The organism is bacterium (assembly GCA_026708015.1).
In the GTDB taxonomy this organism is placed as follows: domain Bacteria; phylum Actinomycetota; class Acidimicrobiia; order Acidimicrobiales; family Bin134; genus Poriferisocius.
Genome location: JAPOVT010000029.1, coordinates 126,053 through 150,477 on the forward strand (window position 1 = coordinate 126,053; position 24,425 = coordinate 150,477).

Below are 24,425 nucleotides of genomic sequence, written 5' to 3' on the forward strand. Positions count from 1 at the left end.
GAGCCAGACGCAATATGGAGTCAAATCGAGCCCCCAACAACCAGATGGCGCTCAAAGGAGTGGTGCTGGTTCTCGCCCTCATCGCAGCCGGGGCCTTCGTGCTGGCCCGCGGCCTCGATGACGAGAAGGATTCGACGGCGGTAACCACCAACCAGCCCACGGCCGAGGCCACGATGGAGCCCGAGGAGATCCCCGACCCGGTGGAGACCCCGGCCGAGGAAGGCGAACCGGCCGCCACTCCTGCGCCTCAGACCGATGACGCCGGGGAGTCGGAGACCACCGAGCCCGCTCCACAGGTAACCCAACCTCCCCCTCCCCCTCCCGACGAGGAGCTCGAGTGCCGCGATCCGTCCACCATCGGCGTGCTGGTGGCCAATGGGACCGACGTGAACGGAGCAGCCGGTCGGCTCTCGGGGGAGTTGAATGCGGCCAACTACGTGACACTGCGTCCGCATAATGCCAGTCCTCAGACGGGCTCGGCCTTCTACTACCGGGCCGGGTATGAGGTGGACGCCCAGTGTATTGCCCGGCTGCTGGGCGAGTCTGAGAAGCCCTTGTGGCCGATGCCCGATCCTCCCCCCGGTGGCCTCACCCTCGAATCGCTGGGCAACGCATTCATCCTCATCCTGATCGGACCCGACAGCCTGGCCCAGCGCCCCGGCTGACAGTCTCACAGCCAAAAGGCTGCGACTGCATGCATATCGTTGCCGCCCCCGACAAATTTCGGGGAACGGCCACCGCTGCCGAGGTTGCCGACGCTATAGCCCAAGCGGCAGCACAGGCCGGGGCCTCCGTTGATGCCGTCCCCATGGCCGACGGAGGCGAGGGAACGCTGGAAGTGGTAGGCGGAGCCAACCGGTCGAGCATCGTGACCGGGCCTCTGGGCGACCCGGTGGAGGCTCCGTGGCGCCTGCACCGCCACACCGCGGTGATCGAGATGGCCCGGGCGTCGGGGTTGGCCTTGGTGGGCGGGGCCGAGGGCAACGACCCGCTGGGGGCCACCACCTACGGCACCGGGGAGTTGATAGACGCGGCGGTGGAGCGGGGCGCCCGGCGGGTGTTGGTGGGGGTGGGGGGCTCGGCCACCACCGACGGTGGTTTGGGCGCGCTGAGGGCGTTGTATCCCACTCAGCGGCTCCGGGGGGTGGAGATGGCCGTGGCCTGCGACGTGAGGACCCGGTTTGTGGACGCCGCCGAGGTGTTCGGACCCCAGAAGGGGGCCACTGCATCGCAGGTGGAGCTGTTGCGCCGGCGTCTGGAGCGGCTCTGCGGGGTGTATGCCGAGACCTATGGGGTGGCGGTGGGCGACCTGGAGGGCTCGGGGGCGGCGGGAGGCCTGGCCGGCGGTCTGGCGTGCGTGGGCGCCGAGCTGTGCAATGGCTTCGATCTGCTGGCCGAGGAGGTGGACCTGTACGGGCGCATCGAGCAGGCCGATCTGGTGGTTACCGGGGAGGGCGCACTCGACGCCACCTCGCTGGAGGGCAAGGTGGTGGGCGGGGTGGCGGAAATGGCCGCTGCTGCCGGAGTGCCGGTGCTGGCAGTGGTGGGCCGGGCCGACGACACTGCGGCGCCGGGTTGCGGGGAGCTGGTGAGCCTCAGCGAACGGTTCGGTACCGAGGCGGCAATGGACGACACGGCCGGACTCGTCACCAGGGTGGTGCTGGACTACTTGAAGGCATAGCCGGGCTCTACCCCAGCCAGCGGGCCCCAGCCTGCGGGCGGCTCAGAGGGCTTGGCGGAAGTAGCCGGTGACCTCGACTAGGGGAGGGCGCTCCTGCATGGTTATCTCGGTGCCGCCGAAGCCGGGGCGGCGCAGCGTGATGGTGGTGTTCACCAGGGTGCGGTCGGCCCGGTGCAGAGCCGCTTGCATGACCTCGGTGGCCTGAGACGACAGCTCGTGCAGGGGTCGATTGCGGTGGACGCGGGTGCCCAAGTCCACCTGGGCGATGGCTTCGTAGCCGGCCAGGCGCCAGACGTCGATGAGCAGGCCCATCTCCACCCCGTACCCCTGCACGAACGGCACCCGCTCCAGCACTTTGCGCCGCCCGGCGTATTCCCCGGCCAGAGGCTGGACGATGTCGCCCAACTCGGGGAACAACAGGGCGATAAGCGGTCGGGCCACCAACTCGGTGGTGCGCCCCCCGCCTCGCTGGTCGGCCCCCACCGGGCGGTGGTAGAAGCCCTTGCAATAGGAGATGGCATCGTCTACCAACAGCGGTCCCAGAAGGCCGGAGATGAAGTGGGGGCCGAAGTTGGCCACGTCGGCGTCGCACCACACCACGATGTCACCGGTGGAGGCGTACAGCGACTTCCACAGCGTCTCCCCCTTGCCGGGCTGATTGCCCAGATCGATGAGCACATCGGCGCAGGCCACCACGTTGGCCCCGGCGTCTTTGGCCACCGCGGCGGTGTGGTCGGTGGAGTGGTCGTCCATCACGATCAGCTCGTCCACCAAGCCCACCTTGTCCATGAGCTCGTTTCGCACCACCTCCACAATGGCTCCCACGGTGGCCTCTTCGTTGCGGGCCGGCAGACACACCGACACCGTTTTCGAGCCTTTGCGGGCCGCGAGGTCGTCGGCTGAGAACTCCCCGGCGGTGAATCTCCGCCGCCCGCTCACGCCGTCCTCCGATTCATAGCTCGCTTCCCGAGCTCCATACGTGCCAATCCCTGATTCACGAGTCGTTTCCCGAGCTTCATCCGAATAGCATCATGGCCCATGAGCGTGACCGTCCGGATACCGACCACCCTTCGCCCCCTGTCTGGCGGGGCCAGCGAGGTCACCGTTGAGGGCAGCACCGTCCGCGACGTGATTGCCTCGCTGGACGCCACCCACCCCGGCTTCAAAGACCGCCTGATCGACGAGTCGGGCGGCCTGCACCGGTACGTCAACGTGTTCGTGGACGACGACGACGTGCGATTCGCCGACGGCTTGGCCACGTCGGTGCCCGACGGCCAGACCGTGGCCATCGTTCCCGCGGTGGCTGGCGGCTGATTTCTCACTGTTGTCCTGCTTGATTTAGCTCCACTTGAGTTTGGCGTTCCCGCGACTCATCGGTAACCTTTAGCAGTCTCACACTGAGAGTGCTAAACGGCCGGAAGGCCAAGAATCGGCACCATGCCAATGGGGTACGGGCCGATAGTACAAAAGGGAGTATTCGAGGATGCCCAAGATCATCTCATTCGATGAGCAAGCCCGGCGCGCGCTGGAGTCGGGAATGAACCAGTTGGCCGACGCCGTGCGGGTCACTCTCGGCCCCAAGGGCCGCAACGTGGTGCTGGAAAAGAAGTGGGGCGCCCCCACGATCACCAACGACGGCGTGTCCATCGCCAAGGAGATCGAGCTGGAGGACCCCTACGAGAAGATCGGCGCTGAGCTGGTCAAAGAGGTGGCCAAGAAAACCGACGACGTGGCCGGCGACGGCACCACTACCGCCACCGTGCTGGCTTGGTCGATGGTGCGCGAAGGGCTGCGGAACGTGGCCGCCGGGGCCAACCCCATGTCCATCAAAAAGGGCATCGAGTCTGGCGTTGAGGCCGCGGTGGGTGCCATTCAATCCCAGTCGGTGGACGTGTCGTCGGACAAGGCCCAAATCGCCAACGTGGCCGCCATCTCTGCTGCCGACCCCGAGATCGGCGAGCTGATCTCCGAAGCCATCGACAAGGTGGGCAAAGACGGTGTGGTAACCGTGGAGGAGTCTCAGACCTTCGGCCTGGAGTTGGACTTCACCGAGGGTATGCGCTTCGACAAGGGCTACATCTCGCCGTACTTCGTGACCGACGCCGAGCGGATGGAAGCCGTGCTGGACGAGCCCTACATCCTGTTCGTGGGCTCGAAGATCACCGCAGTGCGCGACATCGTGCCCGTGCTGGAGAAGGTGATGCAGGCGGGCAAGCCGCTTCTGATCATCGCCGAGGATGTGGAGGGCGAGGCCCTGGCCACCCTGGTGGTGAACAAGATCAGGGGCACCTTCAACTCCACCGCGGTGAAGGCTCCGGGCTTTGGCGACCGGCGCAAGGCCATGCTCCAGGACATGGCCATCTTGACCGCCGGCCAGGTGATCAGCGAAGAGGTGGGCCTGAAGCTGGAGAACACCACGCTCGACTTGCTGGGCCGGGCCCGCAAGATCGTCATCACCAAGGACGAGACCACCATCGTGGAGGGCGCCGGCGACCGCAGCGACGTCGAGGGCCGCATCTCCCAGATCAAGGGTGAGATCGACAACACCGACTCCGACTACGACCGGGAGAAGCTGCAAGAGCGCCTGGCCAAGCTGTCGGGCGGTGTGGCCGTGCTCAAGGTGGGCGCTGCCACCGAGGTGGAGCTCAAGGAGAAGAAGCACCGCATAGAGGACGCAGTGAGCACCACCAAGGCCGCCATCGAAGAGGGCGTTGTTGCCGGCGGGGGCGTGACCCTGCTGCGGGCCCAGGAGGCGGTGAACTCCGCCGCGGAGGACCTGTCGGCCGACGACGAGGCCACCGGCGCCCGCATCGTGTCCAAGGCACTGGAAGGCCCGCTGGCCCAGATCGCGGTCAACGCCGGCCTTGAGGGCGGCGTGATTGTGGAGCGGGTCCGCAACCTGGAGGGCAACTCCGGGCTGAACGCGGCCACCGGCGAGTACGAAGACCTGCTCACCGCCGGGATTATCGACGCCGCCAAGGTCACCCGCTCGGCGCTCCAGAACGCCGGCTCTATTGCCGGCCTGTTCTTGACCACCGAGGCCGTGGTGGCCGACAAGCCCGACGATAACGGCGGCATGCCCGGCGGTATGCCTGACATGGATTTCTAGCCCGAAAACACTGGCAGCGGCGGTAACGTCGTTGTATGGCCGAGCTTCATCCGGCGTGTGTATCGCTGGCGTTCCTACTGGGAACTTGGCAGGGCACAGGCACGGGGGTGTATCCCACCATTGAGGATTTCTCCTATGCAGAGGAGGTCTCCTTCACCCATGTGGGCAAGCCGTTCGTGGCCTACGCGCAGAAGACCAAGGACTCCAGCACGGGCCTGCCCCTGCACGCTGAGGCTGGGTATCTGCGTCCTCAAGGCGACGGACGGGTGGAGTTGGTGCTGGTGCAGCCGTCGGGCATTGCCGAGATTCTGGAGGGCAAGCTGGAGGGGCACAACATCCAGCTGGCGTCGACCGCGGTACTAGGCACCCTCTCGGCCAAGCCGGTGACCGCCACCGAGCGGCGCTTCTGGGTGGACGGAGAGGTCTTGCACTCCTCGGTAGCCATGGCGGCTATGGGGCTGGACCTCCAGCATCATGTGGTCTCCGAGATGTACCGGCTGTCATGACCCGAGGCAGGTCCCAGCGAGTGCTGGTTCGCCATTGGGACGGGAGCAAAGAGCACCGGCGTCCCGATGACCTGGTGGTGGAGGAGCCCCTCACCATCGAGCTTGACGACGTGACCGTCACCACCACCATGCGCACCCCGGGGCACGACTTCGAGCTGGCCGCCGGGTTCTGCTTCACCGAGGGCCTGCTCGGCGATGCGTCGGTTACGTCCATTCGCTATTGCGCCACCGAGCCGGCTGCCGACACTGAATTCAATCTGGTGACTGTGGAGACCGACGGCGCTCCTCCGGCCACCCCCCGACTCGGCCTCACGACCTCGGCCTGCGGGCTGTGCGGGGCCGAGAGCATTGAAGCGCTGAGCGAACGGTTGGATCCGCTGCCCCTCGGAGAAACGCCCATCTCTGCCGACGTTCTGGCTGCGGTGCCGGAGAGGGTTCGGGCCTTCCAAGACCTGTTCGGCACCACTGGTGGAGTCCACGCCGCGGCAGTCTTCGGGGCCGAGGGGGAGCCCACCCTGGTGCGGGAGGACATCGGCCGCCACAACGCGGTGGACAAGGTGGTGGGCCGATTGCTGCTTGACGGCGACCTGCCGGCCCATGGCCAGGGACTGTTTGTGAGCGGCCGAGCCTCGTTTGAGATGGTGCAGAAAGCGTGGGCGGCAGGCTTCGCCACGTTGGTCGCGGTGAGCGCTCCATCCGCGTTGGCGGTGGAAACGGCGGCGGTTGCCGGCTTGCGTCTGGCCGGCTTTGTCCGCGACGGCCAACTCAACTTCTACTTCCCGTCTGCATAAGAATCCTGGGCATGCGCCCCCTGCCCAAGCTCACTCCGGAAAACGAGTTCTTCTGGACTTCCGGGGCCGATGGTGTGCTGCGGTTTCAGTACTGCGAGCTCTGCAACCGCTATCTCCACCCGCCCGGCGTGGTCTGCTCGCGATGCGGTGGCGTTCCCAAGGTGAGAGACGTATCGGGTCGGGCAACGGTGGTGGGGTTCACCGTCAACTATCAGCCGTGGCTGCCCGACATGGAAATCCCGTACGTCATCGGGCTGGTGGCCATCGAAGAAGACCCCCTGGTGCGGCTCACCACCCTGATCGTGGACGCGGAGCCCGACGATGTGGTCATCGGCCTGCGGGTATCGGCGCGCTTCGAGCAGCACAAGGATGTGTGGCTGCCGGTGTTCGCCCCCACCGGCGAGCCGGTGTCTGAGATAGAGGAGTATCCCGAGCCAACCCCGGCGTCGGTACGGCCCATGCCGACGACCGAGAAGTTCGAGTCGAAGGTGGCCATTTCCGGGGTTGGCCTGTCGGACGTGGGACGCCGGCTGGGCCGCGACCCCATGAGCCTGGCCGTTGACGCCTGCCGGGCCGCGGTGGCCGACGCCGGGCTGACCATGGGTGAAATCGACGGCCTGTCCACCTATCCGGGCGGCGGGGCCAAAGACGGCGGCCACTCCGAGGGCGGCATCTACCCGGTGGCCGACGCCCTGGGCATCGCCCCCACCTGGTTCTGCGGCACCATGGAGACCCCCGGCCAGAGCGGGGCGGTGGTCAACGCCATGCTGGCGGTGGCCTCGGGGCTGTGCCGCCATGTGTTGTGCTATCGCACGGTGTGGGAGACCACGTCGATCGCCTGGGGCAACCGCCAGAACACCGGGGTGGGCGGCGGCGCCCGCATCTCCGGGGAGATGGAGTGGCGGCTGCCGTATGGGGCCATGTCGGCGGGGAACTGGATCGCGCTCATGGCCAGCCACTACTTCCACCGCTACGGCGCAACCCGGGAGCAGCTGGGGTGGATTCCGGTGACCGAGCGGGCTGGCGCGGCCCACAACCCAGTGGCCATCTACCAGGAGCCCATGACCATCGACGACTACCTGGATGCCCGCATGATCACCACGCCGTTTGGTTTGTTCGACTGCGATGTGCCTTGCGATGGCTCCACCGCGCTGGTGGTGTCGGCAGTGGATGCCGCCGCCGACGGCCCGCATCGCCCGGTGCTGGTGGAGGCGGTGGGCACTCAGATGCGCGAGCGAATGTCGTGGGACCAGGGGACGCTGCTGCACGAGCCCATGGTGGACGGCCCGGCGGCCCACCTGTGGAGCCGCACCGATCTGAAGCCCGCCGACGTGGACGTGGCCCTGCTGTACGACGGGTTCAGCTTCAACGCCCTGTCGTGGCTGGAGGGCCTGGGATTCTGCGGCAAGGGCGAGGGGGCGGCGTTTGTGGATGGCGGTACCCGCATCGCCCGAGACGGTGAGATCCCACTCAATCCCCACGGTGGCCAGCTTTCGGCGGGGCGGCTGCACGGCTACGGATTTCTGCACGAGGCGGTGACCCAGCTCCGGGGTCACGGCGGCGGACGGCAGGTGGACAACGCCGAGGTGGCGGTGGTGAGCACCGGAGGCGGTCACCCGGGCGGTGCCTTCCTCTTCGTCCGCGGCTGATTCGACCTGCTAAAAGTGAGTCATGACTGCTTACATAATCGTCAACTATCAGGTGGACAACCCTGAGATGTACGGGGAGTACATGCAGGGTGCCGCTGGTGCTCTGGGCGTGGGCGACGGGGTTGACCTGATCGCCTTCGACACCGAGTCGGAGGTGGTCGAGGGCGACACCGCCGGTCACCAGACGGTGGTGCTCAAGTTCGACTCCAAGGAGAAGGCTCGCGAAGTTTGGGAGTCGGATGCCTACCGGGCCGTGGTGGGCAAGCGCCACGACGCCACCAGCCGCCACTTCGCCGTGCTGGTGAACGGCTTCGGCGACTGACCATGCCCAGACAAGGGTGATAGGACGTCGGGGCGCCGGTTCTGTCGCCCTGGTTCTTGTCCTTGGGCTCTTGGCATCCGCCTGTGGCGGCAGCTCTGACCGATCGAGCCAAGAGAGCACCACAGCCGAGCCAACGGGGGTGGCGCAGGCCGAGGGCTCAGCGGACTTCTTGGCCGACGCTCCTGAACTGGTGATCGGCACCGTCCTCCCCGAGACCGGAGCGCTCAGCTACCTGCATCCACCGGAGATTGCCGGCGTGAAACTGGCGGTGGACGACATCCGGGCCGCGGGCGGCAAGGTGAGGATACTGGAGGGCGACTCGGGCACCGACCCCGATGTCGCTGCGAATACGGTGGAACGACTGCTGGGGGAGGGCGCCCAGGTCATCGTGGGTGCGGCCGCATCGGGAGTCTCCCAGCAGATCATCCAGACCCTGTATGAGACTCAGATAGTCCAGTGTGCGGCATCGAACACGTCGCCGCTGTTCAGCACGCAGGAGAACGCTGAGTACTACTTCCGCACGGTGGTCACCGCCGAGGCCGACGCGCCGATCATGGCCAACAACATTGGCCGGGGTGGGGGGACCAACGTGGCCATCTTGGCCCGGTCCGACGACTGGGGGAGGTCGCTTTCGATTCTGCTGGAAGCAAGCCTGCAAGAACTGGGCATTGCCTCTGAGATCGTGCCGTTCTCCCAGGACGCCCCCAGTTTTGACGATATCGCCCAGTCGGTGGTGACGATGGGTGCCGACACCGTGGCGGTGCTTGCCTTTGCCGAGGGTGCCCAGATACTGCGCAGCTTGCTGGAGATCAACGTGCCGCCCCGCGTCATCCACGCTGGTGCGGGCATGTTCGACCTTGAGCTGCCCTCGCTGGTGAGTCCTGGCAATCCGTCCGACTTGGACGGGCTCACCGTCTACGGCGCATCGGGAGGGGACGAGTTCAACGAGAGGCTGTCGGAGACGGTGGGCGGGAACATCATCTTCGGCGGGCAGGCCTACGACTGCGTGATGGTGCTGGCGTTGGCCGCGCTGGCCGCGGGTACCGTCAACGGGCCTGAGCTGATCGCCGTGGTTCCCGACATCACCCGCGGGGGCCAAAAGTGCACCACATACCGAGAATGCGCCGCTCTGTTGGCCGACGGTGTGGACATCGACTACGACGGCGCCTCCGGTCCGGTGGAGCTCGACGATGTGGGCGACACCACGGTTGGGCGCTACGCCGTTGCCAATGTGCGCGGCGGGACCCTCGAGGTGGTCGATATCGAGGATGTCGTTCTCGGGCCGTAGGATTCAACGATGGTGAGCGACCAGGGGAGCGGAGCGGTAGGCGCGGTGCAGCCGTCGGTCGGGATCGGCGTGCTTCACCTGTTCGCCAAACTGGGTTCGACTTCGGCACCCGATGGCATCATTGCTGCGGTCCAGCAGGCCGAGGGCAACGGCGTTCAAGTGGTGGCCGCGGCCGTGCTCGGCCACAAAGCCGACATCGCCTTTATGGCCTTGCACGCCGACCTGTGGTGCCTTCGGGATTTCCAGGCCTCCGTGCAGCAGGCCGGCCTTGACATCGTGGACTCCTACGTCTCGCTCACCGAACTGTCGGAGTACGCCGCCGGGTTGCCGGAGGAGACGAAGCAGGCCCGGCTGTATCCCCAGCTCCCCCCCGAGGGCAAACCGGCATGGTGCTTCTATCCCATGTCCAAGCGGCGCAACCCCGAGCAGAACTGGTACGAGCTGCCTTTCGAGCGCCGGCGAGAGCTCATGTACGAGCACGGGGCCACCGGCCGCAAGTTCGCTGGCCGTGTGCTCCAGCTCATCACCGGCTCCACCGGCATCGACGACCACGAGTGGGGAGTAACCCTGTTCTGCGAGCACCCCGACGACCTCAAAGAGGTGGTGTACACCATGCGCTACGACGAGGCGTCGGCCCGCTACGCCGAATTCGGCCCCTTCTACACCGGTATGGTGGCCCCGATCGAAGCCGTGCTCCACCGACTGGCCTAGTTGTTGCTGAAATTGTCACACATACATGAAAGGCTCGTGGGCATGAAGAGGACTCGCTGTATCTGGGTTGCTGTCTTCGTGGCGCTGATTGCCGCAGGGTGCGGCAACGACGACGGTGGCGATGTTGCCCAGCCGGTGGAGCCGGCGCCGACCGCCGAGCCGGCGCCAACCGCCGAACCGGCGGACCCAGGGTCAGCCGATTTCGAGTTGGTCATCGGCTCGGTGATGCCCGAGACCGGTTCGCTGGCGTTCCTGACCTCGCCGATGATCGAGGGCGTCCGCTTGGCGATAGAAGACACCGTGGCGGCGGGCGGGAATGTGCGGCTATTGACCGGCGACACCGCCACTGATCCCGACACCGCCCCCGAGACGGTCAACCGGCTGCTGGGCGAGGGGGCCCACGTGATCGTGGGCGCGGCGGCGTCGGGAGTGTCGCAGTCGTTCATTCAGACCCTCTACGACGCCCAGATCCCCCAGTGCTCCCCGTCCAACACCTCGCCATCGTTCTCCACGCAGGAAAACGCCGCCTTCTATTTCCGGACGGTGCCGCCCGACCAGGCGGTGTCGCCGATCTTGGCCGGCATTGTCGCGGCCGACGGGGCCACCAACGTGGCCATTCCCGCCCGGGCCGACGATTGGGGCAACGCCCTGTCGAGCCTGCTGGCGGAGAGCTTCACCGAGCTGGGAGTGGGCTACCAGATCATCTCCTACGACGATGATGCCACCAGCTACGACGCCACAGTGGCAGCGATTGAGGACATGGTGCCCGATGCAGTGGTCTTGGTCACGTTTGCCGAGGGCGCTCAGATCATCCGCGGAATGCTTGAGGCCGGTATCCCCCCCGAGGTCATGTACGGCACCGACGGCATCTACGACCGGCACCTGGCCGAAACAGTGGACCCATCCAACCCCAACGTGCTCGATGGCTTCGTGGCTCTGACGGCGGGGGGCGGCGATGAGTTCAGCGAACGCTTAGTCGACCGGACCGGGGGCGACGTGGCCTACGGAGGCCAAGCCTACGACTGCGTAACCGTGTTGGCCTTGGCCGCGCTGGCCGCTGGTTCCACCGCCGGTCCTACCATCATCGACCAGATTCAGACGGTGACCCGCGGCGGCCAGAAGTGCTTCTCCTACGCCCAATGCGCTGGTCTGATAGCCGATGGCGCCGACATCGACTATGACGGCGTCTCCGGCCCGCTGGAACTAGACGACGTGGGCGATCCCACGTTCGGCCGCTACATCATCGCCGAGTTCATCGACGGTGAGTTGACCGTCACCGGCAGCCAGGATGTCGACTTGGCCGAACTGGGCTGAGCCGAAACCCAGCCCGTTCGGGCGGAGAGTGATCTAGCTGTTGTAGGCCGTCTCGGCGTGGAGCGACTGGTCGAGGCCGACGCTTTCGTCGTCGGCGGAGGCCCGGATCCCCATGGTGCGGTGGAGCACCATGGCGATGATGTAGGTGGCCACGAAGCTATAGGCCATCACCGCCACGATGGAGATGATCTGGTTACCCAGCAGCTCGCCGCCGCCGAAGAACACGCCGTCGATGAAATCGGCGCCTTCTCCCCTGGCGCCGGAGTCGGCGAAGAACCCGATCAGCACGCCGCCGATGATGCCGCCGAACATGTGGATGCCCACCACATCGAGGCTGTCGTCGTACTTGTAGTGCAGCTTGAGCCCGATGGCCAAAAAGCACAGCACCCCTGACGCGGCGCCGATCACGATGGAGGACATGGCCCCCACAAAACCGGCTGCCGGGGTTATGGCTACCAGGGCGGCCACGATGCCCGAAGCCATGCCCAATGCGGTGGGTTTGCCGTTTTTGACGGTCTCGGCCACCATCCACGAGCACAGTCCGGCGGCCGCGGCCAGGAAGGTGGTCAGAAAGGCGTGGGAGGCGGCGATGTCGGAGGCCAGCGCGGAGCCGGCGTTGAACCCGAACCAGCCGAACCACAGGATGCCCGCGCCCAGCAGCACGAGGGGGAGGCTATGGGGGAATTCCACCTCACGGGGCCAGCCCTTGCGGGGGCCGAGTACGAAAACCAGGGCCAGGGCCGCCGCACCGGCGTTGATATGGATGGCGGTACCGCCGGCGAAGTCGTGGGCGGGGAGGTTGTAGATCCAGCCTTCGTTGGCGTAGATCCAGTAGACCACCGGCGAGTACACCAAAAACGACCACAACGGCACGAAGATGGCCCAGGCTGAGAACTTCATTCGGCTCGCCACCGCGCCGGAGATGAGCGCAGGGGTGATGGCGGCAAAGGTCATGCCGAACACGAATTCCCGCTTGGCCACCATGTCGTCAACCCCGTTGAGCCAGAAGGCGTCGAAGTCTCCGAACAGCGGGAAGTCCCAATTCCCGGAGGCAAACCCATATCCGACCACGGCCCACAGTATGGGGACGATGCCCAGGCAATACAGGTTCATGTTCATCATGTTGAGCACGTTCTTCGCCCCGACCATGCCCCCGTAGAACAAGGCCAGGCCCGGCACCATGAACAAGACCAGCGCAGCAGATATGAGTACCCATGCGGTATCAGCGTCCATCTCAACTCCCCTTGGGTTGACGACTACTCCGCCTGTCGGCAACACAAGTATGCCAGATTTGGGTATTTCAGGCTCCGAACTGCCTTCAGCCCGATTGGCCATGGCGTCGGCGGTGTGCAAATGCCTTGGCCGCCCCCCATTCCAGCCCAGGGGCTTGAAGGTCGGGGTGGATGTCGGCGAACGACGCTGGGGTCAGGTGGTAGATGTCGTCGGGGAACCGCTCGGTGGCGAAGTCATCCCGCTCTATCGGGGTTGCGCCGGCGGCCGACAGCACCTCGGTGGGATAGCGCACCGCCCGGCGCAACAGGGCCAGGGGATTGTCCCGCTGATCGTCGATGTCGACGGCCAGCAGCCGGGCCACCTGGCCGCCGATGTCGGCCGCGGCGGCGAGGCCGGCGGCTTCAGCGGCCTCTCGGGTTTCGGAGTCCATGTGTGGCAGGCGGCTGTGAATCGCGGCCACCACCCAGCCGGGCAGGGCTTGGGCGATTCCTTCGGCCAGCCTCCGGGCGCTGTCGGCCAACTGCTGCTCGGCGGCGGCTAGCTCGTGATCGCTCAAGGCCAGACGTCCAGGCCCAGGGCCTCGCTCATGGGCACGGCGTCGGGGAGTCGAGCCCCAAAGCGGCGTTCAGGTTGCCGGAGCGGAGGCCCTCCAAATCGAGCGTGGCGTACCGGTAGCCGGCCTGGCGCACGGCCTGCACCACCTCGGCCCGCTGGGCCACCACGTCGGCCAAACGGTCATCGGGCACCTCGATACGGGCCAAATCGCCGTAGTGGCGCACCCGCAGCTCGGCGAAGCCCATCTGCCGCAGGGCGGCCTCGGCGTCTTCCACCGAGGCCAGCGCGCCCAGCGTCACCGGTGTGCCGTAGGGGATTCGGGAGGCCAGGCACGGGGCGGCCGGCTTGTCCCAGGTGCGCAGCCCCAGCCGCTGAGACCACTCTCGAACATCGGCTTTGGAGAAACCGGAATCCACCAGGGGAAACACCGCTCCCCGCTCGGCCGCGGCCCGCTGGCCTGGACGATGGTCGCCAAAGTCGTCGGTGTTCACCCCCAGCGCCACTGTGTACGAATCGGCCTCGGCCAGCGGGGCCACCGCCTCCATCAGCGCGTCCTTGCACCAGTAGCACCGCTCGCCGTCGTTGGCCACGTAGTCGGCCCGCTCCATCTCAGCGGTGTGTACCTCCCGCCACTGGATCCCCCACTCGGCGGCCAGAGAAGCGCAGTCTCGACGCTCGGCCTCGGCCAGCGACGGCGACACCGCGGTCACCGCCTGGGCCCGGTCGCCCAGCACATCGTGGGCCACCCAGGCCAGGAACGAGGAATCGACCCCGCCGCTAAAGGCCACCATCACCCGGTCCATCTCAGCCAGGTTGCTCCGCAGCCGCTCCCAGTCGCCCACGCTCCCATTGTGGTCGCGATTCGACCGCTCATGAAACGGGAAGCAGGAATAATTGGTCACTGTTGGCTGCTCCGCTAGGCGTCTTGTGCCGGGCGGTAACGTGATTCTGGATGCGGAGATGGGTCGCGCTCGCGGGAATTGTGCTCAGCTTCATGCTGGTCTGGGCGGGTTCTGCCGCAGCCCAGGCAGAGGGCGATACAGAGGGTTCCCAGCCCACGGAGTTGGTGGGCACCCTTCGATTGGGTTTCGACCAGTTCTTCGCCGGAGTTGAGATCACCGTGGCCGACCAGTCGGGCACCCTGATCGGCCAGGCGGTCACCGATGCCGATGGCCAATGGTCGGTGGTGGTGCCCGGCGCGGGCACCTACCGGGTCACCCTCGACGAGAGCACGCTTCCCGACGGGACCGGGTTGAGGGAGGGCTTCGAGTCCACAGTCGAGGCAGCAGTGACCGAGGGGGCGTCCCGAGCGGTGGTGTTCGCGGTGGGCGACGCCCCCAAGGGCACGCCGTTTGGGGAGCGGGCGGCGCAAACGGTGTTCAACGGCCTGAAATTTGGCCTGATCATCGCCATGAGCGCCATCGGGCTGTCGCTCATCTACGGGACAACCGGCCTGGTCAACTTCGCCCACGGGGAGTTGGTGACTTTCGGCGCCGTCATCGCCTGGTACTTCAACAGCTCGTGGGGAGGGCTGAACCTGGTCTTGGCCGCGATCGTGACCATGATCGTGTGCGGGATGCTGGGTGCGGGGTTGGAAACGGGACTGTTCCGCCCGCTGCGCCACCGACGGCTGGGCATCTTCCAGCTCGTGGTGGTCACCATCGGCCTGTCCCTGCTGGGACGCCAGGTGATCCAACTGTTCTTCGGGGCCGAGCCCCTTCCCTATACCGACTTCCAAGTGCAGGAGCGGTGGGAGTTCGGACCCTGGGCGGTGACCCCCCGAGAGCTGGTGACCGTGGTGGTGATCGTCGCCATCTTGCTGGCAGTGGGGATAATGCTTCAGTGGACCCGCTTCGGCAAGGCCACCCGAGCGGTGTCGGACAACGCCAGCTTGGCCGAGGCATCGGGCATCAACGTGAACCGGGTGGTGCTGATGGTGTGGGCCATGGGAGCTGCCCTAGCCGGACTCGGCGGGGTGTTCCAGGGTCTCGACACCGACATCGACCCGTTCCTGGGCTTCCAGCTCTTGTTGTTAATCTTTGCCGGGGTGGAGCTCGGCGGCCTAGGCACGGCGTTCGGCGCCCTGGCCGGGTCGCTGATCATCGGCATGTCCACCGAGGTGAGCACGCTGTGGATCTCGCCCGAGCTGAAGTTTGTGGTGCCGCTGGCCGCCCTCATCCTCGTTCTGCTGATTCGGCCCCATGGCCTGTTCGGGATCAAGGCCAGGGTGGGATAAGTGGACTGGGTCTCCAGATGAGACGGGCGCGGTAAGTGGACTTCGACATTATCTTCGGCAACGCGGCCCGAGCCGCTTTCGGACCCGAGGCGGTGATCCTGGCGCTGGCCGCCATCGGCCTGAACGTCCACTTCGGCTTTACCGGGCTGTTGAACTTCGGTCAAGTCGGGTTCCTGCTGCTGGGGGCCTACGGCACCAGCGTGTCGGTGGCCACCTTCGGCTGGTCGTTGTGGGTGGGCGTGGTGGTGGGCCTGGTTCTGTCGGTGGCGTTGGCGGTGGCCCTCGGCTTCCCGACCCTGCGCCTGCATGCGGTGATGTTCGCCATCGTCACCATTGCCGCGGCCGAGATCATCCGGATCCTCATCGGTTCCACCGATGCCATCGGCCTCACCGGCGGGCCGCTCAGCGTGAGCTTCGACGCCGGAGCGTTCTACGATCTGAATCCCTACCCCGACGGTCCCCACGACCGCTATGGCGTCGGCACGTTTGAATTTACCGGCCAGCAGATGTGGGTAATCACCGTGGGCTGGGTGTTGGTGGCGCTGATCAGCCTGGTGGTGTTTCTCGTAGTGCGCAGCCCATGGGGACGGGTGCTGAAGTCGATCCGAGAAGACCAGGATGCGGCCCGCAGCCTGGGCAAGAATGTGTTCTCCTACAAGATGCAGGCCCTGATCATCGGCGGCGTGATCGGCGGCATGGGCGGGGTGATCGATGCCATCAAGACATCGGGGGCCGACCCCAACGGGTTCCGCCCCCAGGTGACTTTCTTCGCCTACACCGCACTGCTGCTGGGCGGGACGGCCACCTACTTGGGGCCGGTGCTCGGCGCCATTTTGTTCTGGTTCTTGCGGGAGTGGATTGAGTCGTTCTTGCGCCAGCTGTCGGCCGAGGCATGGCTGCCGGATGCGGTGGCCGACTTCCTGAGCGGCGCCGAGGGGGTCATCAGCGTGGCCATGGTGGGCTTGACGCTGGTTCTGCTCATGCTGTTCCGCCCCCAGGGGGTCACCGGCAATCGCACAGAAATGCAGTTGGATGCCCGATGACGTGATGCCGCCACCGGAATCGGCGTCCGCCAAGGCCGAAATCGAGCCGATCCTGACCGTGCCTCCGGTGCCCGGCGCTCCCAAACCCAATCCCCTGTTGGTGGTGGACGACCTGAGCCGGAGCTTCGGCGGTCTGCGAGCGGTGGATGTGGACCACCTGGAAGTCGAGCGCGGCGTGGTGACCGCCCTCATCGGCCCCAACGGCGCGGGCAAAACCACCCTGTTCAACCTGTTGACCGGTTTTGACCGGGCCGACACCGGGCGCTGGTCGTTCAACGGGGAGGCGGTAGTCGCTCCCTCGCCCGACCAGCTAGCTCGCAAGGGCATGATCCGCACGTTTCAGCTCACCAAGTCGCTGGCCAAGCTGACCGTGCTCGACAACGTGCTGCTGGGCGCTCCCAGCCAGATTGGAGAGCGATTGTTGGCTGCTCCGTTCCGGTCGCGGTGGCAGGACCAGGAGCAGGCCAACACCGAAAAGGCCGGGGAGCTGCTGGATCGGTTCAACCTGGCCCACATGCGCGACGACCTGGCCGGCACCTTGTCGGGCGGGCAGCGCAAGCTGCTGGAGGTGGCCCGGGCATTGATGGCCGATCCGGTGCTGATAATGCTGGACGAGCCCATGGCCGGAGTGAACCCCGCCCTGGCCCAGTCGCTGATGGGCCACATCACCCAACTGGCCTTCGAGGGCCTCACCGTGGTGTTCATCGAGCACGCCATGGAAGTGGTCACCGGCATCAGCGACTGGGTGGTGGTGCTGGCCCAAGGCCAGATAATCGCCGAGGGGCCGCCGTGGAAGGCCATCCACGACGAGGTGGTCATCGATGCCTATCTGGGCCGGCGCCGGGCCAGGGCAGGATCATGAGCGGGGTCGGATCATGAGAAGAGCGGGGCCATGAGCGCGGGTCAGGCGCTGGTGCGGGCTGATGACCTGGTGGCCGGATACCTGCCCGAGGTGGACATCTTGAACGGCTGTTCCTTGCAGCTTCACCCCGGAGAGGTCGTCGGGATCATCGGCCCCAACGGCGCGGGCAAATCCACCTTGTTGAAGGCGGTGTTCGGTCTGGTGGACATTCGGTCGGGGAGCATCCATCTGGGCGACGAAGAAATCACCGGCCTGTCGCCGCACCAGTTGGTGGCCCGGGGCATCGGCTTCGTGCCCCAGACCGAGAACGTGTTCCCCCGGCTGACCATTCAGGAGAACCTGGAGATGGGTGCGTTCCAGAAGCCCGACCTGTTCGACGAGCGTTTCGAGGTGGTCGCCGAGTTGTTCCCCCTGCTGGCCGAACGCCGTGGCCAGCGGGCTGACGGACTGTCGGGAGGGCAGCGCCAGATGGTGGCGATAGGCCGGGCGCTGATGATGGATCCCCAAGTGGTGCTGCTCGACGAGCCCTCCGCTGGCCTGTCGCCGGCGTACCAAGACGAGGTTTTCGAACAGATCACCCGCATAGCCCAACATGGGGTGTCGCTGATCCTGGTGGAGCAGAACGCCCGGCGATGCCTGGATATCTGCGACCGGGGCTACGTGCTGGATCAGGGGGTCAACGCCTACACCGGAACCGGCCAGGAGTTGCTGGAAGACCCCAAGGTGATCAGCCTCTACCTGGGCACTTTGATGGGCAGGTAGTCTGCCGTCAGCCTAAATGGCCGTCGCCGCGCCAGGGAGGGGTGCGGGGGCGGTCGAAGAGGAACTCTATGGACTCGCCGCGGATGGCGGCAAAGGAATGAGACAGCCACCAATCACTGCCGTGGACGCCGTCGGGCAGGTTGTCAGGACCGAAGAATCCAACATCGCTGCATTCCAGGGGATGGGGAACTAGCTGGCCACCGACGGCCCGGCACAGGAACACCATTGAATACATGGGAACGGTGGTGAACCCCCGGCGCAGACCGTCGTGGATGGCAATGGGCCGGTCCACCTCGCACACAATGCCGGTCTCCTCCAGTACTTCCTTCACCACCACCTCTGATGGCGAATAGCCCACATCAGCCCATCCGGTGGGATACAGCCACACCCCGGAATCGGCCCGCTGCATCAGCAGGATCTCGCCGGCGTCGTTGCCCACCACTGCGCCCACCGCCACCTTGGGGGTGACGTACCCGGGCACGCCTTCGCCCACCGACTTCATCCATTCGGCCACGAAATTGTCCGGTGTCCAGCCTGACCTCAGAGCGGCGGCCATGTCGGCAGCCACGTGCAGCACCTCTTCGAATCGTTCCTGCTCGTACTTGTTGTCGGTGAAGGCCAGCCCGGTGCGGGCGATTCCGGCTAGAGCTTCCGACCACCGCCGGAGATCGTCCGCCCCCACCACGGGCCGGTCCTCGTCGGTCATGGACGCTCAGCGACTAAGAGGGGAGCCATTATTGTCAAGCGTTGCAGCTCGGATTGGGATGGCGCCATGGTCAAGCGTTGCAGGAGTCGATGGCGTGCTGGAGGGCGAGGTTGATCTCGTGCTGGTGATCGGGATCGGTTACCTTTTCGCCTTGGCCGTTGCGAACGTAGTAGGCGTGGACTACGTCGCCGCCGAGGTCCTGCACCTTGGCGCTGAGAATGTTCAGATCCAGATGGGACAACGCGCTGGTGACCCGGCTCAGTAGACCGATGCGGGTCTGGGCGGCCAACTCGATGATGGTGGCGGTGGATGAGGAGTCGTTGTCGATGGTCACCTTGGGGGCCACCACCGGCCTAGGCGAGAGATCGGGCACCACCTCATAGGTGCTGATCCGCTCGGCCAATCTGGCCTCAATGGCCAGCCGACCGGCCAGAGCCTGCTCCACATAAGCCGTGACTAGGGGCCAGTCGATTTCCAAACCCAGGTTGCTCTCCACATGGAACCGCTCCAGCGCCATCCCGTACTCAGTGTGAGCGGCGGCGAGAAGCACACGCAGGCCGCTTAGCGCCAGCGCTCCGGCGACTCTGGAGAACATGCCGTGCTGGTCGGGAGCGATCACCAGCAGTGTGTCGCCCTCGCCCAGTACCAGTCGCTCGCCGGCCTCCATCATGTCCCGCTGTTCGGGGGTGGGGAACCTCGACGTGATCTCGTCGATGTCGCCGCCCTCCATCACGTGGGCGCAGCGGGCCACCAGTTCGCGTACCAGGCTGGCCTTCCACTTGCTCCATGCCGAGGGTCCGGTGGCCACCGAGTCGGCCTCAGTCAGCGTTCCCAGTAGGCGCAGGGTCTGCACAGTGCGAGCCTTGCGTGACACTTCGGCAATGGTGTCGGGATCTTCCAGATCGCGCCGGGTGGCCACATCGGGCAAGAGCAGGTGATGTTCCACCATCGACACCAGCACGTCCACATCGGTGGGCGGATAGCCCATTCGGTGGGCGATGTCGGCCACCAGTTCCATACCCACCTCTGTGTGGTCTCCGGGGTAGCCCTTGCCGATGTCGTGGAGTAGGGCTCCCAGCACCAATAGATCGGGACGGTCCACCCGGTCGACCAGATCGGCGGCTAGGGCAGCGGCCTCGCACAAGTGCCGGTCCACGGTGAACTGGTGATAGGCGTTGCGCTGGGGGCGGCTGCGATTGGGGGCCCACTCGGGCAGGATGCGGACGAAGAGGTCCATCTGATCCAGGGCCTCGATCACTGGTGGGGCAGCCGCGCCAGTCAATAGCAGATCCACGAACATCTTGCGAGCCTCATCAGGCCACTGCTCGGGCATGGGGGCCATTTGCTCCTGGAGCCGCTCCAGGCTGGGACGGTCCATGCGCAGTCCGTGGGATGCGGCCGCCCGGGCCAAGCGCAGCGCAGTGCAGGGGTCAGCGGCATTGGCATCATCGGCCAGCATGGCTCGGCCTTCGTGGGTCATCACGCCGGCATCCAGCACTGTGTTGTTGCGGCTGGTACGGCGGCGCAGCCTCCGGCGCCATTCGGGGGGCAGCTCGGAATCCCGCAGCCATGCCCAGATCTCGTCGCTGCGCCATGCGATGGACCGGGCCGAGCTGGCGATAGCGGCCATCATCTCATCGGCATCGGCGTAGTCCAGCGCGGCGGCCACGCCATCCTGTTCTTGGAGCAGAAGCTGGTCGCCGGGGCGGTCGGTGGTTCGGTGCAACTCCACCCGTGCCGCCAGAATCACCTCGTAGTCGGCCCACAGCTTGCGGCTGTCAGCCTCGTCCATCTCGAACACGGCCTCCTCAGCCCAGCGCAGCGCGTGAACGTCTCGCAGCCCACCCCGGCCCTGTTTCAGGTCGGGCTCAAGCTTGTAGGCCACTTCGCCGCTGCGTCGATGGCGCTCGGCCACGCCCTCAGCCAGCATGGGAAGCCACCGCCGAGCGTTGCGCTGCCATTGGGCCGCGTTGTCGCCGGCTAGGTCGCCGGATAGCTCGGCATCGCCGGCAATGTGCCGGACATCCAGCAGCGACGTGGCCGTATCCAGGTCGGCCTTGGCCAATTCCCGGGTTTCCCGTGGCGTCCGCACCGAGTGGCCGAGCTTCAACCCCTCATCCCAGATCGGATACCACAACCGGGTGGCGATGTCGCCGATGTCGGGGCGGTCGCGGTGCAACAGCAGCAGGTCGATATCACTATAGGGACACAGCTCGGCCCGGCCGTACCCGCCCACCGCCACCAGAGCGATGTTCTCGCTATCAGCCAATTCCGCCGAAAAGATGCCTTGGAGCCACTCGTCAACCCGCCGAGCCAGCGCGCGGCACAAAACTGTTCCCACCATGCTGCGATCAGCCAACAGCTCATCGCGGCGCAGTGCGCTCGTTCTCGCCTCGCCTATCGCCACTACCCGTTGAGGCTAGTTGTCCATCGCTCCAATAGCGACGTAAGTGTCATCGACCGCGAGTAGGGTGCCGCTTCTCGTCGGTGCGATGAGGTGGCTTAGAAATACCCAAGGAGGCGTAACACAGGTGTTACGGTTAGATTCGGATGGAGTCGAACTTGTTGTTGAAGGAGTTGGACGAGGCTCGTCGAAGGGCGGGGCTTTCCAAGACTGAATTAGCTCGATTGGCAGGGACACAGCCGGCGGCAGTACGCCGGTTGTTCTCAGGGAGCGGCCACAATCCGCAGATTTCTACTGTGGCTGCCCTAGCTGAGGTTCTTGGGCACGAGATTCGCGTCATGCCCAAGTCGAGGGAAGAGCTGACGGCGGCTGCTGAAAGGGCGACTGGCACTGTGTCGGCCGCTGAGGAGCTTCGAAGAGTGGAGGGGGGCCCGTTTTCGACGATTCTGGCCGACCTGCCATGGCGGTTTATGAATCGCACCGGGAAGGTGGCCCCTGAGCATCGCCGCTTATCGCGATACGACACGATGACGACGGCCGAGATTCGTGCGCTTCCGATCTCAGAGGTCATGACCGAAAACGCCCACCTCTACCTGTGGGTGCCCAATGCACTCATCTCCGACGGCCTCCAGGTCTTGGAGTCGTGGGGGTTCACCTACAAGTCGAACATCGTTTGGGCGAAGCGGCGCAAGGACGGCGGCCCTGACGGCCGAGGTGTGGGCTTCTATTTCCGCAACGTGACTGAGCTGATTTTGTTCGGGGTGCGAGGCAGCATGAGGACGTTGCCCCCTGGCCGTCGGCAAGTGAACATGATCGAGACCCGAAAGCGTGAGCACTCCCGAAAGCCGGACGAGCAGTACGACATAATCGAAGGCTGCTCTCCCGGGCCGTATCTGGAGCTGTTTGCCCGCTACTCCAGACCTGACTGGGTGTCTTGGGGCCTTGAGGCTGACGAAAAAGTCACCCCACGAGGGCAACTTTACCCTGCCTATAGCTGACGAAGGGAACGCTCGTAGGGCTAGTTGCCGGACACGGGAGGCATGAGTGCCAATGCCTCGTCCCTGAGTTCTTCATAGTCAGGCTTCGCTTCACTCCAACTCGAATATTGCAGTTCTCGCCAATTGGCTTTTAGTTCTTCTGCGTCGTCCAAGCCGTCTCGAACTTGGTAAGCCAGTTCGATCCCCTCGAACCCAAGACCCTTCTGAATGGTGATGTTCTGCTTCCCCCAGACGGTGTTGCCATCTTCTTGCTGCTCTGCCAAAGACTCGTCGAACCGTCGAACAAATACAGTTCTGCCGCCGCCTCCTGATCTCAGCTCATCGAGGGTTGGTTCGAATTGCTCCAGGGCATTGGTCAGGTCACGGAACCGGTTGGGGAACGCCTCCTTGAGGATGACGTCGGCATAGCGGGTTGCCTTGTAGTCGTACCCGTTGGGGAGGCCACTGACCGTGATGCCGCGAACTTGGCCTGCGAGATCTACGACATCCTGTGAGTCAGTAATGGTCTCACCGTCGTGTTCCACCGAGGCGATGGTACTTAGCTGCGCTGGTCGCGGAGGAACTGCTCGATTTGGTCGACGAACTCGCCGGGGTCGGTGGAGCGCATTTCTTCTATCTCGCCGTTCTCGGTGGCTTCCTGGTCGTAGGCGCTCTCCAGTTGGGCGATGTATTCGGAGGTCTCGTCGGCTTGCTCGGCCAGCTCTGACACGTGGCGCTCGTAGCTCTCGGACATCTCCTCCAGCTCTGAGGTATCGGGGGAGAGGTCCAACAGGGTTCCGAGTCGGCGCACCAGGGCCAGGGAGGCCTTGGGTGAGGGGATTTCCGAGGCGTAGCCCGGCACGGCGGCCCACAGCGAAGCGGTTTGCAGTCCGGCGGTGGCGCAGGCATTGTGCAGCACCCCCACGATGCCGGTGGGGCCCTCGTAGCTGGAGGGGGTGAGCCCCAACTGGGACGCCATCGCCGGGTCGTCGCTGCTGCCATAGATCGGGGTGGGCCGGGTGTGGGGCACGTCGGACAACAGCGCCCCTAGGGTGACCACTAGGGGGCTGTCGAGCCGCTTGGCCATGTCCACGATCTGCTGGGCGAAGGTGCGCCACTTGAGCTGGGGCTCGGCACCCACCAGAAGGGCCACTTCGGTGTCGTCGCCGTCGGACGTGTCAGCGCCGTTGACAGTGGCGGCGACAAGGCCGTTGCTGGGCCATATCAGCGATCGGGAGCCGTCGTCCTCCAAGCGGAGATGGGGCCGGGTCTCAGCAAAGTCGTAGAACGGCTCGGGATCGAGGGTGGCGACCTCGGTGGAGTCCCAACGACTGGCTAGCCAGGCCAGCGCCCCCGTGGCTGCGTCTCCGGCATCGTTCCAACCGGTGAAGGCGGCCACCAGGGCCGGCCGATTGCGAGGGGATTCATCCACCCAGGTGATCATCGTCACCCGCCCAACCTATCGCCCCGCTCCGATCAACCCCATCTCGCGCCGGTAGTCTCGCCCCATGGCGGTTGAGATCACCGAGGCCACCGCGGCCACCGCGGAACTGGTAGAGGCGTTCGAGCAGCTCACCCCCCAGCTGTCGTCGTCTAACCCGCCGCCGTCGGCTGAGGCCCTGGGGGCAGTCGCCTCCTCCGACGCCACCCGCCTGCTGGTGGCCCATGCCGACGGCGAAATCGTCGGCAGCCTCACCCTGGTGCTGGTGCGCATCCCCACCGGGCTGCGGGCCATCATCGAGGATGTGGTGGTAGACGAGCACTCCCGGGGCCAGGGCGTGGGCCGGGCGCTCAACGAGGCTGCGCTGGAGGTGGCCCGCACCGCTGGCGCGGTGACCGTGGATCTCACCTCCCGACCGTCGAGAGAGGCCGCCAATCGCCTCTATCTGCGCCTCGGCTTCGAAGTACGCGACACCAACGTCTACCGCTACAAGCTCTGAGTTGGGCCAGAGCGGCTAGCTGCCGTTGACGCTGACTGCGGGCATTGTCCCAGGGCTTCCGCCCGGCTGGCCTTGGTGTGCGGATCAATTGAAGGTGTTTAGTCCGGTCTGGGAAGGATGCTCTGGGAGTAGCATTTGCCTGCGCTGAAGATGCTGGAGGAGGGCGCCATGCCAAGGCTGAGCTTCAAGGGGAGGGTCTTTGTTGAGATCTACCATCTGGCTGTGCCTTTCCACGAACTGCTGCCGGTGCGCGACAAGGGGTGCTGCATGATGTTGCCGCGCCTCAAACTCCTGCGCGAACTGCTCTGAGAGGACGGCGCGATCTTCGTATCGATC

Annotated in this window: 26 protein-coding genes; 18 read left to right on the forward strand and 8 right to left on the reverse strand. The window is 65.6% G+C overall.

Features of this window, described 5'->3' with window-relative positions; all coding sequences use genetic code 11:
* The first annotated feature begins 14 nt into the window (after nucleotides 1-14).
* Together OXG30_06735 and OXG30_06740 are read left to right on the forward strand one after the other, a co-directional pair.
* A complete protein-coding gene (locus tag OXG30_06735) occupies nucleotides 15-665 on the forward strand; it encodes a LytR C-terminal domain-containing protein (GenBank protein MCY4134595.1) in 651 nt (216 codons plus the stop codon).
* A gap of 29 nt (nucleotides 666-694) precedes the next feature.
* Nucleotides 695-1,681, forward strand: a complete 987-nt coding sequence (locus OXG30_06740) for a glycerate kinase (protein ID MCY4134596.1) — start codon at nucleotides 695-697, stop codon at nucleotides 1,679-1,681.
* Nucleotides 1,682-1,723: 42 nt separating this feature from the next.
* Here OXG30_06740 and OXG30_06745 read toward each other — a convergent pair whose 3' ends face one another.
* Complete coding sequence (locus OXG30_06745) at nucleotides 1,724-2,620, reverse strand: glucosyl-3-phosphoglycerate synthase (protein ID MCY4134597.1); 897 nt, start codon at nucleotides 2,618-2,620, stop codon at nucleotides 1,724-1,726.
* 99 nt (nucleotides 2,621-2,719) lie between these two features.
* On the opposite strand from OXG30_06745, the gene OXG30_06750 reads away from it, so the two are divergent.
* The 9 genes from OXG30_06750 to OXG30_06790 all read left to right on the forward strand — a co-directional run bounded on the left by OXG30_06750 (nucleotide 2,720) and on the right by OXG30_06790 (nucleotide 11,371).
* On the forward strand, nucleotides 2,720-2,995 hold the full coding sequence (locus OXG30_06750; GenBank protein MCY4134598.1) for a MoaD/ThiS family protein: 276 nt from the start codon (nucleotides 2,720-2,722) through the stop codon (nucleotides 2,993-2,995).
* A gap of 169 nt (nucleotides 2,996-3,164) precedes the next feature.
* A complete protein-coding gene (groL, locus tag OXG30_06755) occupies nucleotides 3,165-4,790 on the forward strand; it encodes a chaperonin GroEL (protein MCY4134599.1) in 1,626 nt (541 codons plus the stop codon).
* Nucleotides 4,791-4,825: 35 nt separating this feature from the next.
* Nucleotides 4,826-5,296, forward strand: a complete 471-nt coding sequence (locus OXG30_06760; protein MCY4134600.1) for an FABP family protein — start codon at nucleotides 4,826-4,828, stop codon at nucleotides 5,294-5,296.
* The gene (locus tag OXG30_06765; GenBank protein MCY4134601.1) at nucleotides 5,293-6,087 is read left to right on the forward strand and encodes a formate dehydrogenase accessory sulfurtransferase FdhD; all 795 of its coding nucleotides are present in this window, start codon (nucleotides 5,293-5,295) and stop codon (nucleotides 6,085-6,087) included. The genes OXG30_06760 and OXG30_06765 overlap by 4 nt, the downstream gene beginning before the upstream one ends.
* A gap of 11 nt (nucleotides 6,088-6,098) precedes the next feature.
* Nucleotides 6,099-7,736 carry an OB-fold domain-containing protein gene (locus OXG30_06770; protein MCY4134602.1) on the forward strand — a complete coding sequence of 546 codons (1,638 nt, stop codon included), beginning with the start codon at nucleotides 6,099-6,101 and terminating at the stop codon, nucleotides 7,734-7,736.
* Nucleotides 7,737-7,758: 22 nt separating this feature from the next.
* Nucleotides 7,759-8,058 carry a DUF1330 domain-containing protein gene (locus tag OXG30_06775; protein MCY4134603.1) on the forward strand — a complete coding sequence of 100 codons (300 nt, stop codon included), beginning with the start codon at nucleotides 7,759-7,761 and terminating at the stop codon, nucleotides 8,056-8,058.
* Nucleotides 8,059-8,197: 139 nt separating this feature from the next.
* Nucleotides 8,198-9,346, forward strand: a complete 1,149-nt coding sequence (locus OXG30_06780) for an ABC transporter substrate-binding protein (GenBank protein MCY4134604.1) — start codon at nucleotides 8,198-8,200, stop codon at nucleotides 9,344-9,346.
* A gap of 9 nt (nucleotides 9,347-9,355) precedes the next feature.
* Entirely contained in the window at nucleotides 9,356-10,057 is a 702-nt protein-coding gene (locus OXG30_06785; protein ID MCY4134605.1) for a chlorite dismutase family protein, read from the forward strand.
* Nucleotides 10,058-10,099: 42 nt separating this feature from the next.
* Complete coding sequence (locus OXG30_06790) at nucleotides 10,100-11,371, forward strand: ABC transporter substrate-binding protein (GenBank protein ID MCY4134606.1); 1,272 nt, start codon at nucleotides 10,100-10,102, stop codon at nucleotides 11,369-11,371.
* A 33-nt stretch (nucleotides 11,372-11,404) separates the two neighbouring features.
* On the opposite strand, the gene OXG30_06795 is transcribed toward OXG30_06790, so the two are convergent.
* From OXG30_06795 to larE, 3 genes are all read right to left on the reverse strand, one after another.
* Nucleotides 11,405-12,604, reverse strand: coding sequence for an ammonium transporter (locus tag OXG30_06795; GenBank protein ID MCY4134607.1), 1,200 nt, complete (start codon nucleotides 12,602-12,604; stop codon nucleotides 11,405-11,407).
* Between the two features lie 85 nt (nucleotides 12,605-12,689).
* Nucleotides 12,690-13,160, reverse strand: a complete 471-nt coding sequence (locus OXG30_06800; GenBank protein ID MCY4134608.1) for a hypothetical protein — start codon at nucleotides 13,158-13,160, stop codon at nucleotides 12,690-12,692.
* 28 nt (nucleotides 13,161-13,188) lie between these two features.
* On the reverse strand, nucleotides 13,189-14,061 hold the full coding sequence (gene larE / locus OXG30_06805) for an ATP-dependent sacrificial sulfur transferase LarE (protein ID MCY4134609.1): 873 nt from the start codon (nucleotides 14,059-14,061) through the stop codon (nucleotides 13,189-13,191).
* Between the two features lie 50 nt (nucleotides 14,062-14,111).
* On the opposite strand from larE, the gene OXG30_06810 reads away from it, so the two are divergent.
* From OXG30_06810 to OXG30_06825, 4 genes are read left to right on the forward strand one after another with little or no spacing between them, the layout of a single operon-like run.
* The gene (locus OXG30_06810) at nucleotides 14,112-15,395 is read left to right on the forward strand and encodes a branched-chain amino acid ABC transporter permease (protein MCY4134610.1); all 1,284 of its coding nucleotides are present in this window, start codon (nucleotides 14,112-14,114) and stop codon (nucleotides 15,393-15,395) included.
* A 35-nt stretch (nucleotides 15,396-15,430) separates the two neighbouring features.
* Nucleotides 15,431-16,438 carry a branched-chain amino acid ABC transporter permease gene (locus tag OXG30_06815; GenBank protein ID MCY4134611.1) on the forward strand — a complete coding sequence of 336 codons (1,008 nt, stop codon included), beginning with the start codon at nucleotides 15,431-15,433 and terminating at the stop codon, nucleotides 16,436-16,438.
* Nucleotides 16,439-16,442: 4 nt separating this feature from the next.
* On the forward strand, nucleotides 16,443-17,300 hold the full coding sequence (locus tag OXG30_06820) for an ABC transporter ATP-binding protein (GenBank protein ID MCY4134612.1): 858 nt from the start codon (nucleotides 16,443-16,445) through the stop codon (nucleotides 17,298-17,300).
* 30 nt (nucleotides 17,301-17,330) lie between these two features.
* Nucleotides 17,331-18,062 carry an ABC transporter ATP-binding protein gene (locus OXG30_06825; protein ID MCY4134613.1) on the forward strand — a complete coding sequence of 244 codons (732 nt, stop codon included), beginning with the start codon at nucleotides 17,331-17,333 and terminating at the stop codon, nucleotides 18,060-18,062.
* Nucleotides 18,063-18,069: 7 nt separating this feature from the next.
* Here the strand turns inward: OXG30_06825 and OXG30_06830 are convergent, their stop codons facing one another.
* Both OXG30_06830 and OXG30_06835 read right to left on the reverse strand, forming a co-directional pair.
* Nucleotides 18,070-18,768, reverse strand: a complete 699-nt coding sequence (locus OXG30_06830; protein ID MCY4134614.1) for an NUDIX hydrolase N-terminal domain-containing protein — start codon at nucleotides 18,766-18,768, stop codon at nucleotides 18,070-18,072.
* A 70-nt stretch (nucleotides 18,769-18,838) separates the two neighbouring features.
* Nucleotides 18,839-21,175 carry a [protein-PII] uridylyltransferase gene (locus OXG30_06835; GenBank protein ID MCY4134615.1) on the reverse strand — a complete coding sequence of 779 codons (2,337 nt, stop codon included), beginning with the start codon at nucleotides 21,173-21,175 and terminating at the stop codon, nucleotides 18,839-18,841.
* Nucleotides 21,176-21,510: 335 nt separating this feature from the next.
* Here OXG30_06835 and OXG30_06840 point away from each other — a divergent pair, with 335 nt between their 5' ends.
* Nucleotides 21,511-22,170: an MT-A70 family methyltransferase gene (locus tag OXG30_06840; protein ID MCY4134616.1), complete on the forward strand. Its 660-nt coding sequence runs from the start codon at nucleotides 21,511-21,513 to the stop codon at nucleotides 22,168-22,170.
* A 20-nt stretch (nucleotides 22,171-22,190) separates the two neighbouring features.
* On the opposite strand, the gene OXG30_06845 is transcribed toward OXG30_06840, so the two are convergent.
* Together OXG30_06845 and OXG30_06850 are read right to left on the reverse strand one after the other, a co-directional pair.
* A complete protein-coding gene (locus tag OXG30_06845) occupies nucleotides 22,191-22,694 on the reverse strand; it encodes a hypothetical protein (GenBank protein MCY4134617.1) in 504 nt (167 codons plus the stop codon).
* Between the two features lie 14 nt (nucleotides 22,695-22,708).
* Entirely contained in the window at nucleotides 22,709-23,593 is an 885-nt protein-coding gene (locus OXG30_06850) for a PAC2 family protein (protein MCY4134618.1), read from the reverse strand.
* A gap of 64 nt (nucleotides 23,594-23,657) precedes the next feature.
* On the opposite strand from OXG30_06850, the gene OXG30_06855 reads away from it, so the two are divergent.
* Entirely contained in the window at nucleotides 23,658-24,089 is a 432-nt protein-coding gene (locus OXG30_06855) for a GNAT family N-acetyltransferase (protein MCY4134619.1), read from the forward strand.
* 135 nt (nucleotides 24,090-24,224) lie between these two features.
* Entirely contained in the window at nucleotides 24,225-24,398 is a 174-nt protein-coding gene (locus OXG30_06860; protein ID MCY4134620.1) for a hypothetical protein, read from the forward strand.
* Nucleotides 24,399-24,425 lie beyond the last annotated feature (27 nt).

What these genes read in the sequence shown, in the direction of transcription:
- OXG30_06735 (MCY4134595.1), top strand. Translation starts at nt 15, where the DNA reads ATGGAGTCAAATCGAGCCCCCAACAACCAGATGGCGCTCAAAGGAGTG.
- OXG30_06740 (MCY4134596.1), top strand. Translation starts at nt 695, where the DNA reads ATGCATATCGTTGCCGCCCCCGACAAATTTCGGGGAACGGCCACCGCT.
- OXG30_06750 (MCY4134598.1), top strand. Translation starts at nt 2,720, where the DNA reads ATGAGCGTGACCGTCCGGATACCGACCACCCTTCGCCCCCTGTCTGGC.
- groL (MCY4134599.1), top strand. Translation starts at nt 3,165, where the DNA reads ATGCCCAAGATCATCTCATTCGATGAGCAAGCCCGGCGCGCGCTGGAG.
- OXG30_06760 (MCY4134600.1), top strand. Translation starts at nt 4,826, where the DNA reads ATGGCCGAGCTTCATCCGGCGTGTGTATCGCTGGCGTTCCTACTGGGA.
- OXG30_06765 (MCY4134601.1), top strand. Translation starts at nt 5,293, where the DNA reads ATGACCCGAGGCAGGTCCCAGCGAGTGCTGGTTCGCCATTGGGACGGG.
- OXG30_06770 (MCY4134602.1), top strand. Translation starts at nt 6,099, where the DNA reads ATGCGCCCCCTGCCCAAGCTCACTCCGGAAAACGAGTTCTTCTGGACT.
- OXG30_06775 (MCY4134603.1), top strand. Translation starts at nt 7,759, where the DNA reads ATGACTGCTTACATAATCGTCAACTATCAGGTGGACAACCCTGAGATG.
- OXG30_06785 (MCY4134605.1), top strand. Translation starts at nt 9,356, where the DNA reads ATGGTGAGCGACCAGGGGAGCGGAGCGGTAGGCGCGGTGCAGCCGTCG.
- OXG30_06790 (MCY4134606.1), top strand. Translation starts at nt 10,100, where the DNA reads ATGAAGAGGACTCGCTGTATCTGGGTTGCTGTCTTCGTGGCGCTGATT.
- OXG30_06795 (MCY4134607.1), bottom strand. Translation starts at nt 12,604, where the DNA reads ATGGACGCTGATACCGCATGGGTACTCATATCTGCTGCGCTGGTCTTG.
- OXG30_06810 (MCY4134610.1), top strand. Translation starts at nt 14,112, where the DNA reads ATGCGGAGATGGGTCGCGCTCGCGGGAATTGTGCTCAGCTTCATGCTG.
- OXG30_06820 (MCY4134612.1), top strand. Translation starts at nt 16,443, where the DNA reads ATGCCGCCACCGGAATCGGCGTCCGCCAAGGCCGAAATCGAGCCGATC.
- OXG30_06825 (MCY4134613.1), top strand. Translation starts at nt 17,331, where the DNA reads ATGAGCGCGGGTCAGGCGCTGGTGCGGGCTGATGACCTGGTGGCCGGA.
- OXG30_06830 (MCY4134614.1), bottom strand. Translation starts at nt 18,768, where the DNA reads ATGACCGACGAGGACCGGCCCGTGGTGGGGGCGGACGATCTCCGGCGG.
- OXG30_06840 (MCY4134616.1), top strand. Translation starts at nt 21,511, where the DNA reads ATGCCCAAGTCGAGGGAAGAGCTGACGGCGGCTGCTGAAAGGGCGACT.
- OXG30_06850 (MCY4134618.1), bottom strand. Translation starts at nt 23,593, where the DNA reads ATGATCACCTGGGTGGATGAATCCCCTCGCAATCGGCCGGCCCTGGTG.
- OXG30_06855 (MCY4134619.1), top strand. Translation starts at nt 23,658, where the DNA reads ATGGCGGTTGAGATCACCGAGGCCACCGCGGCCACCGCGGAACTGGTA.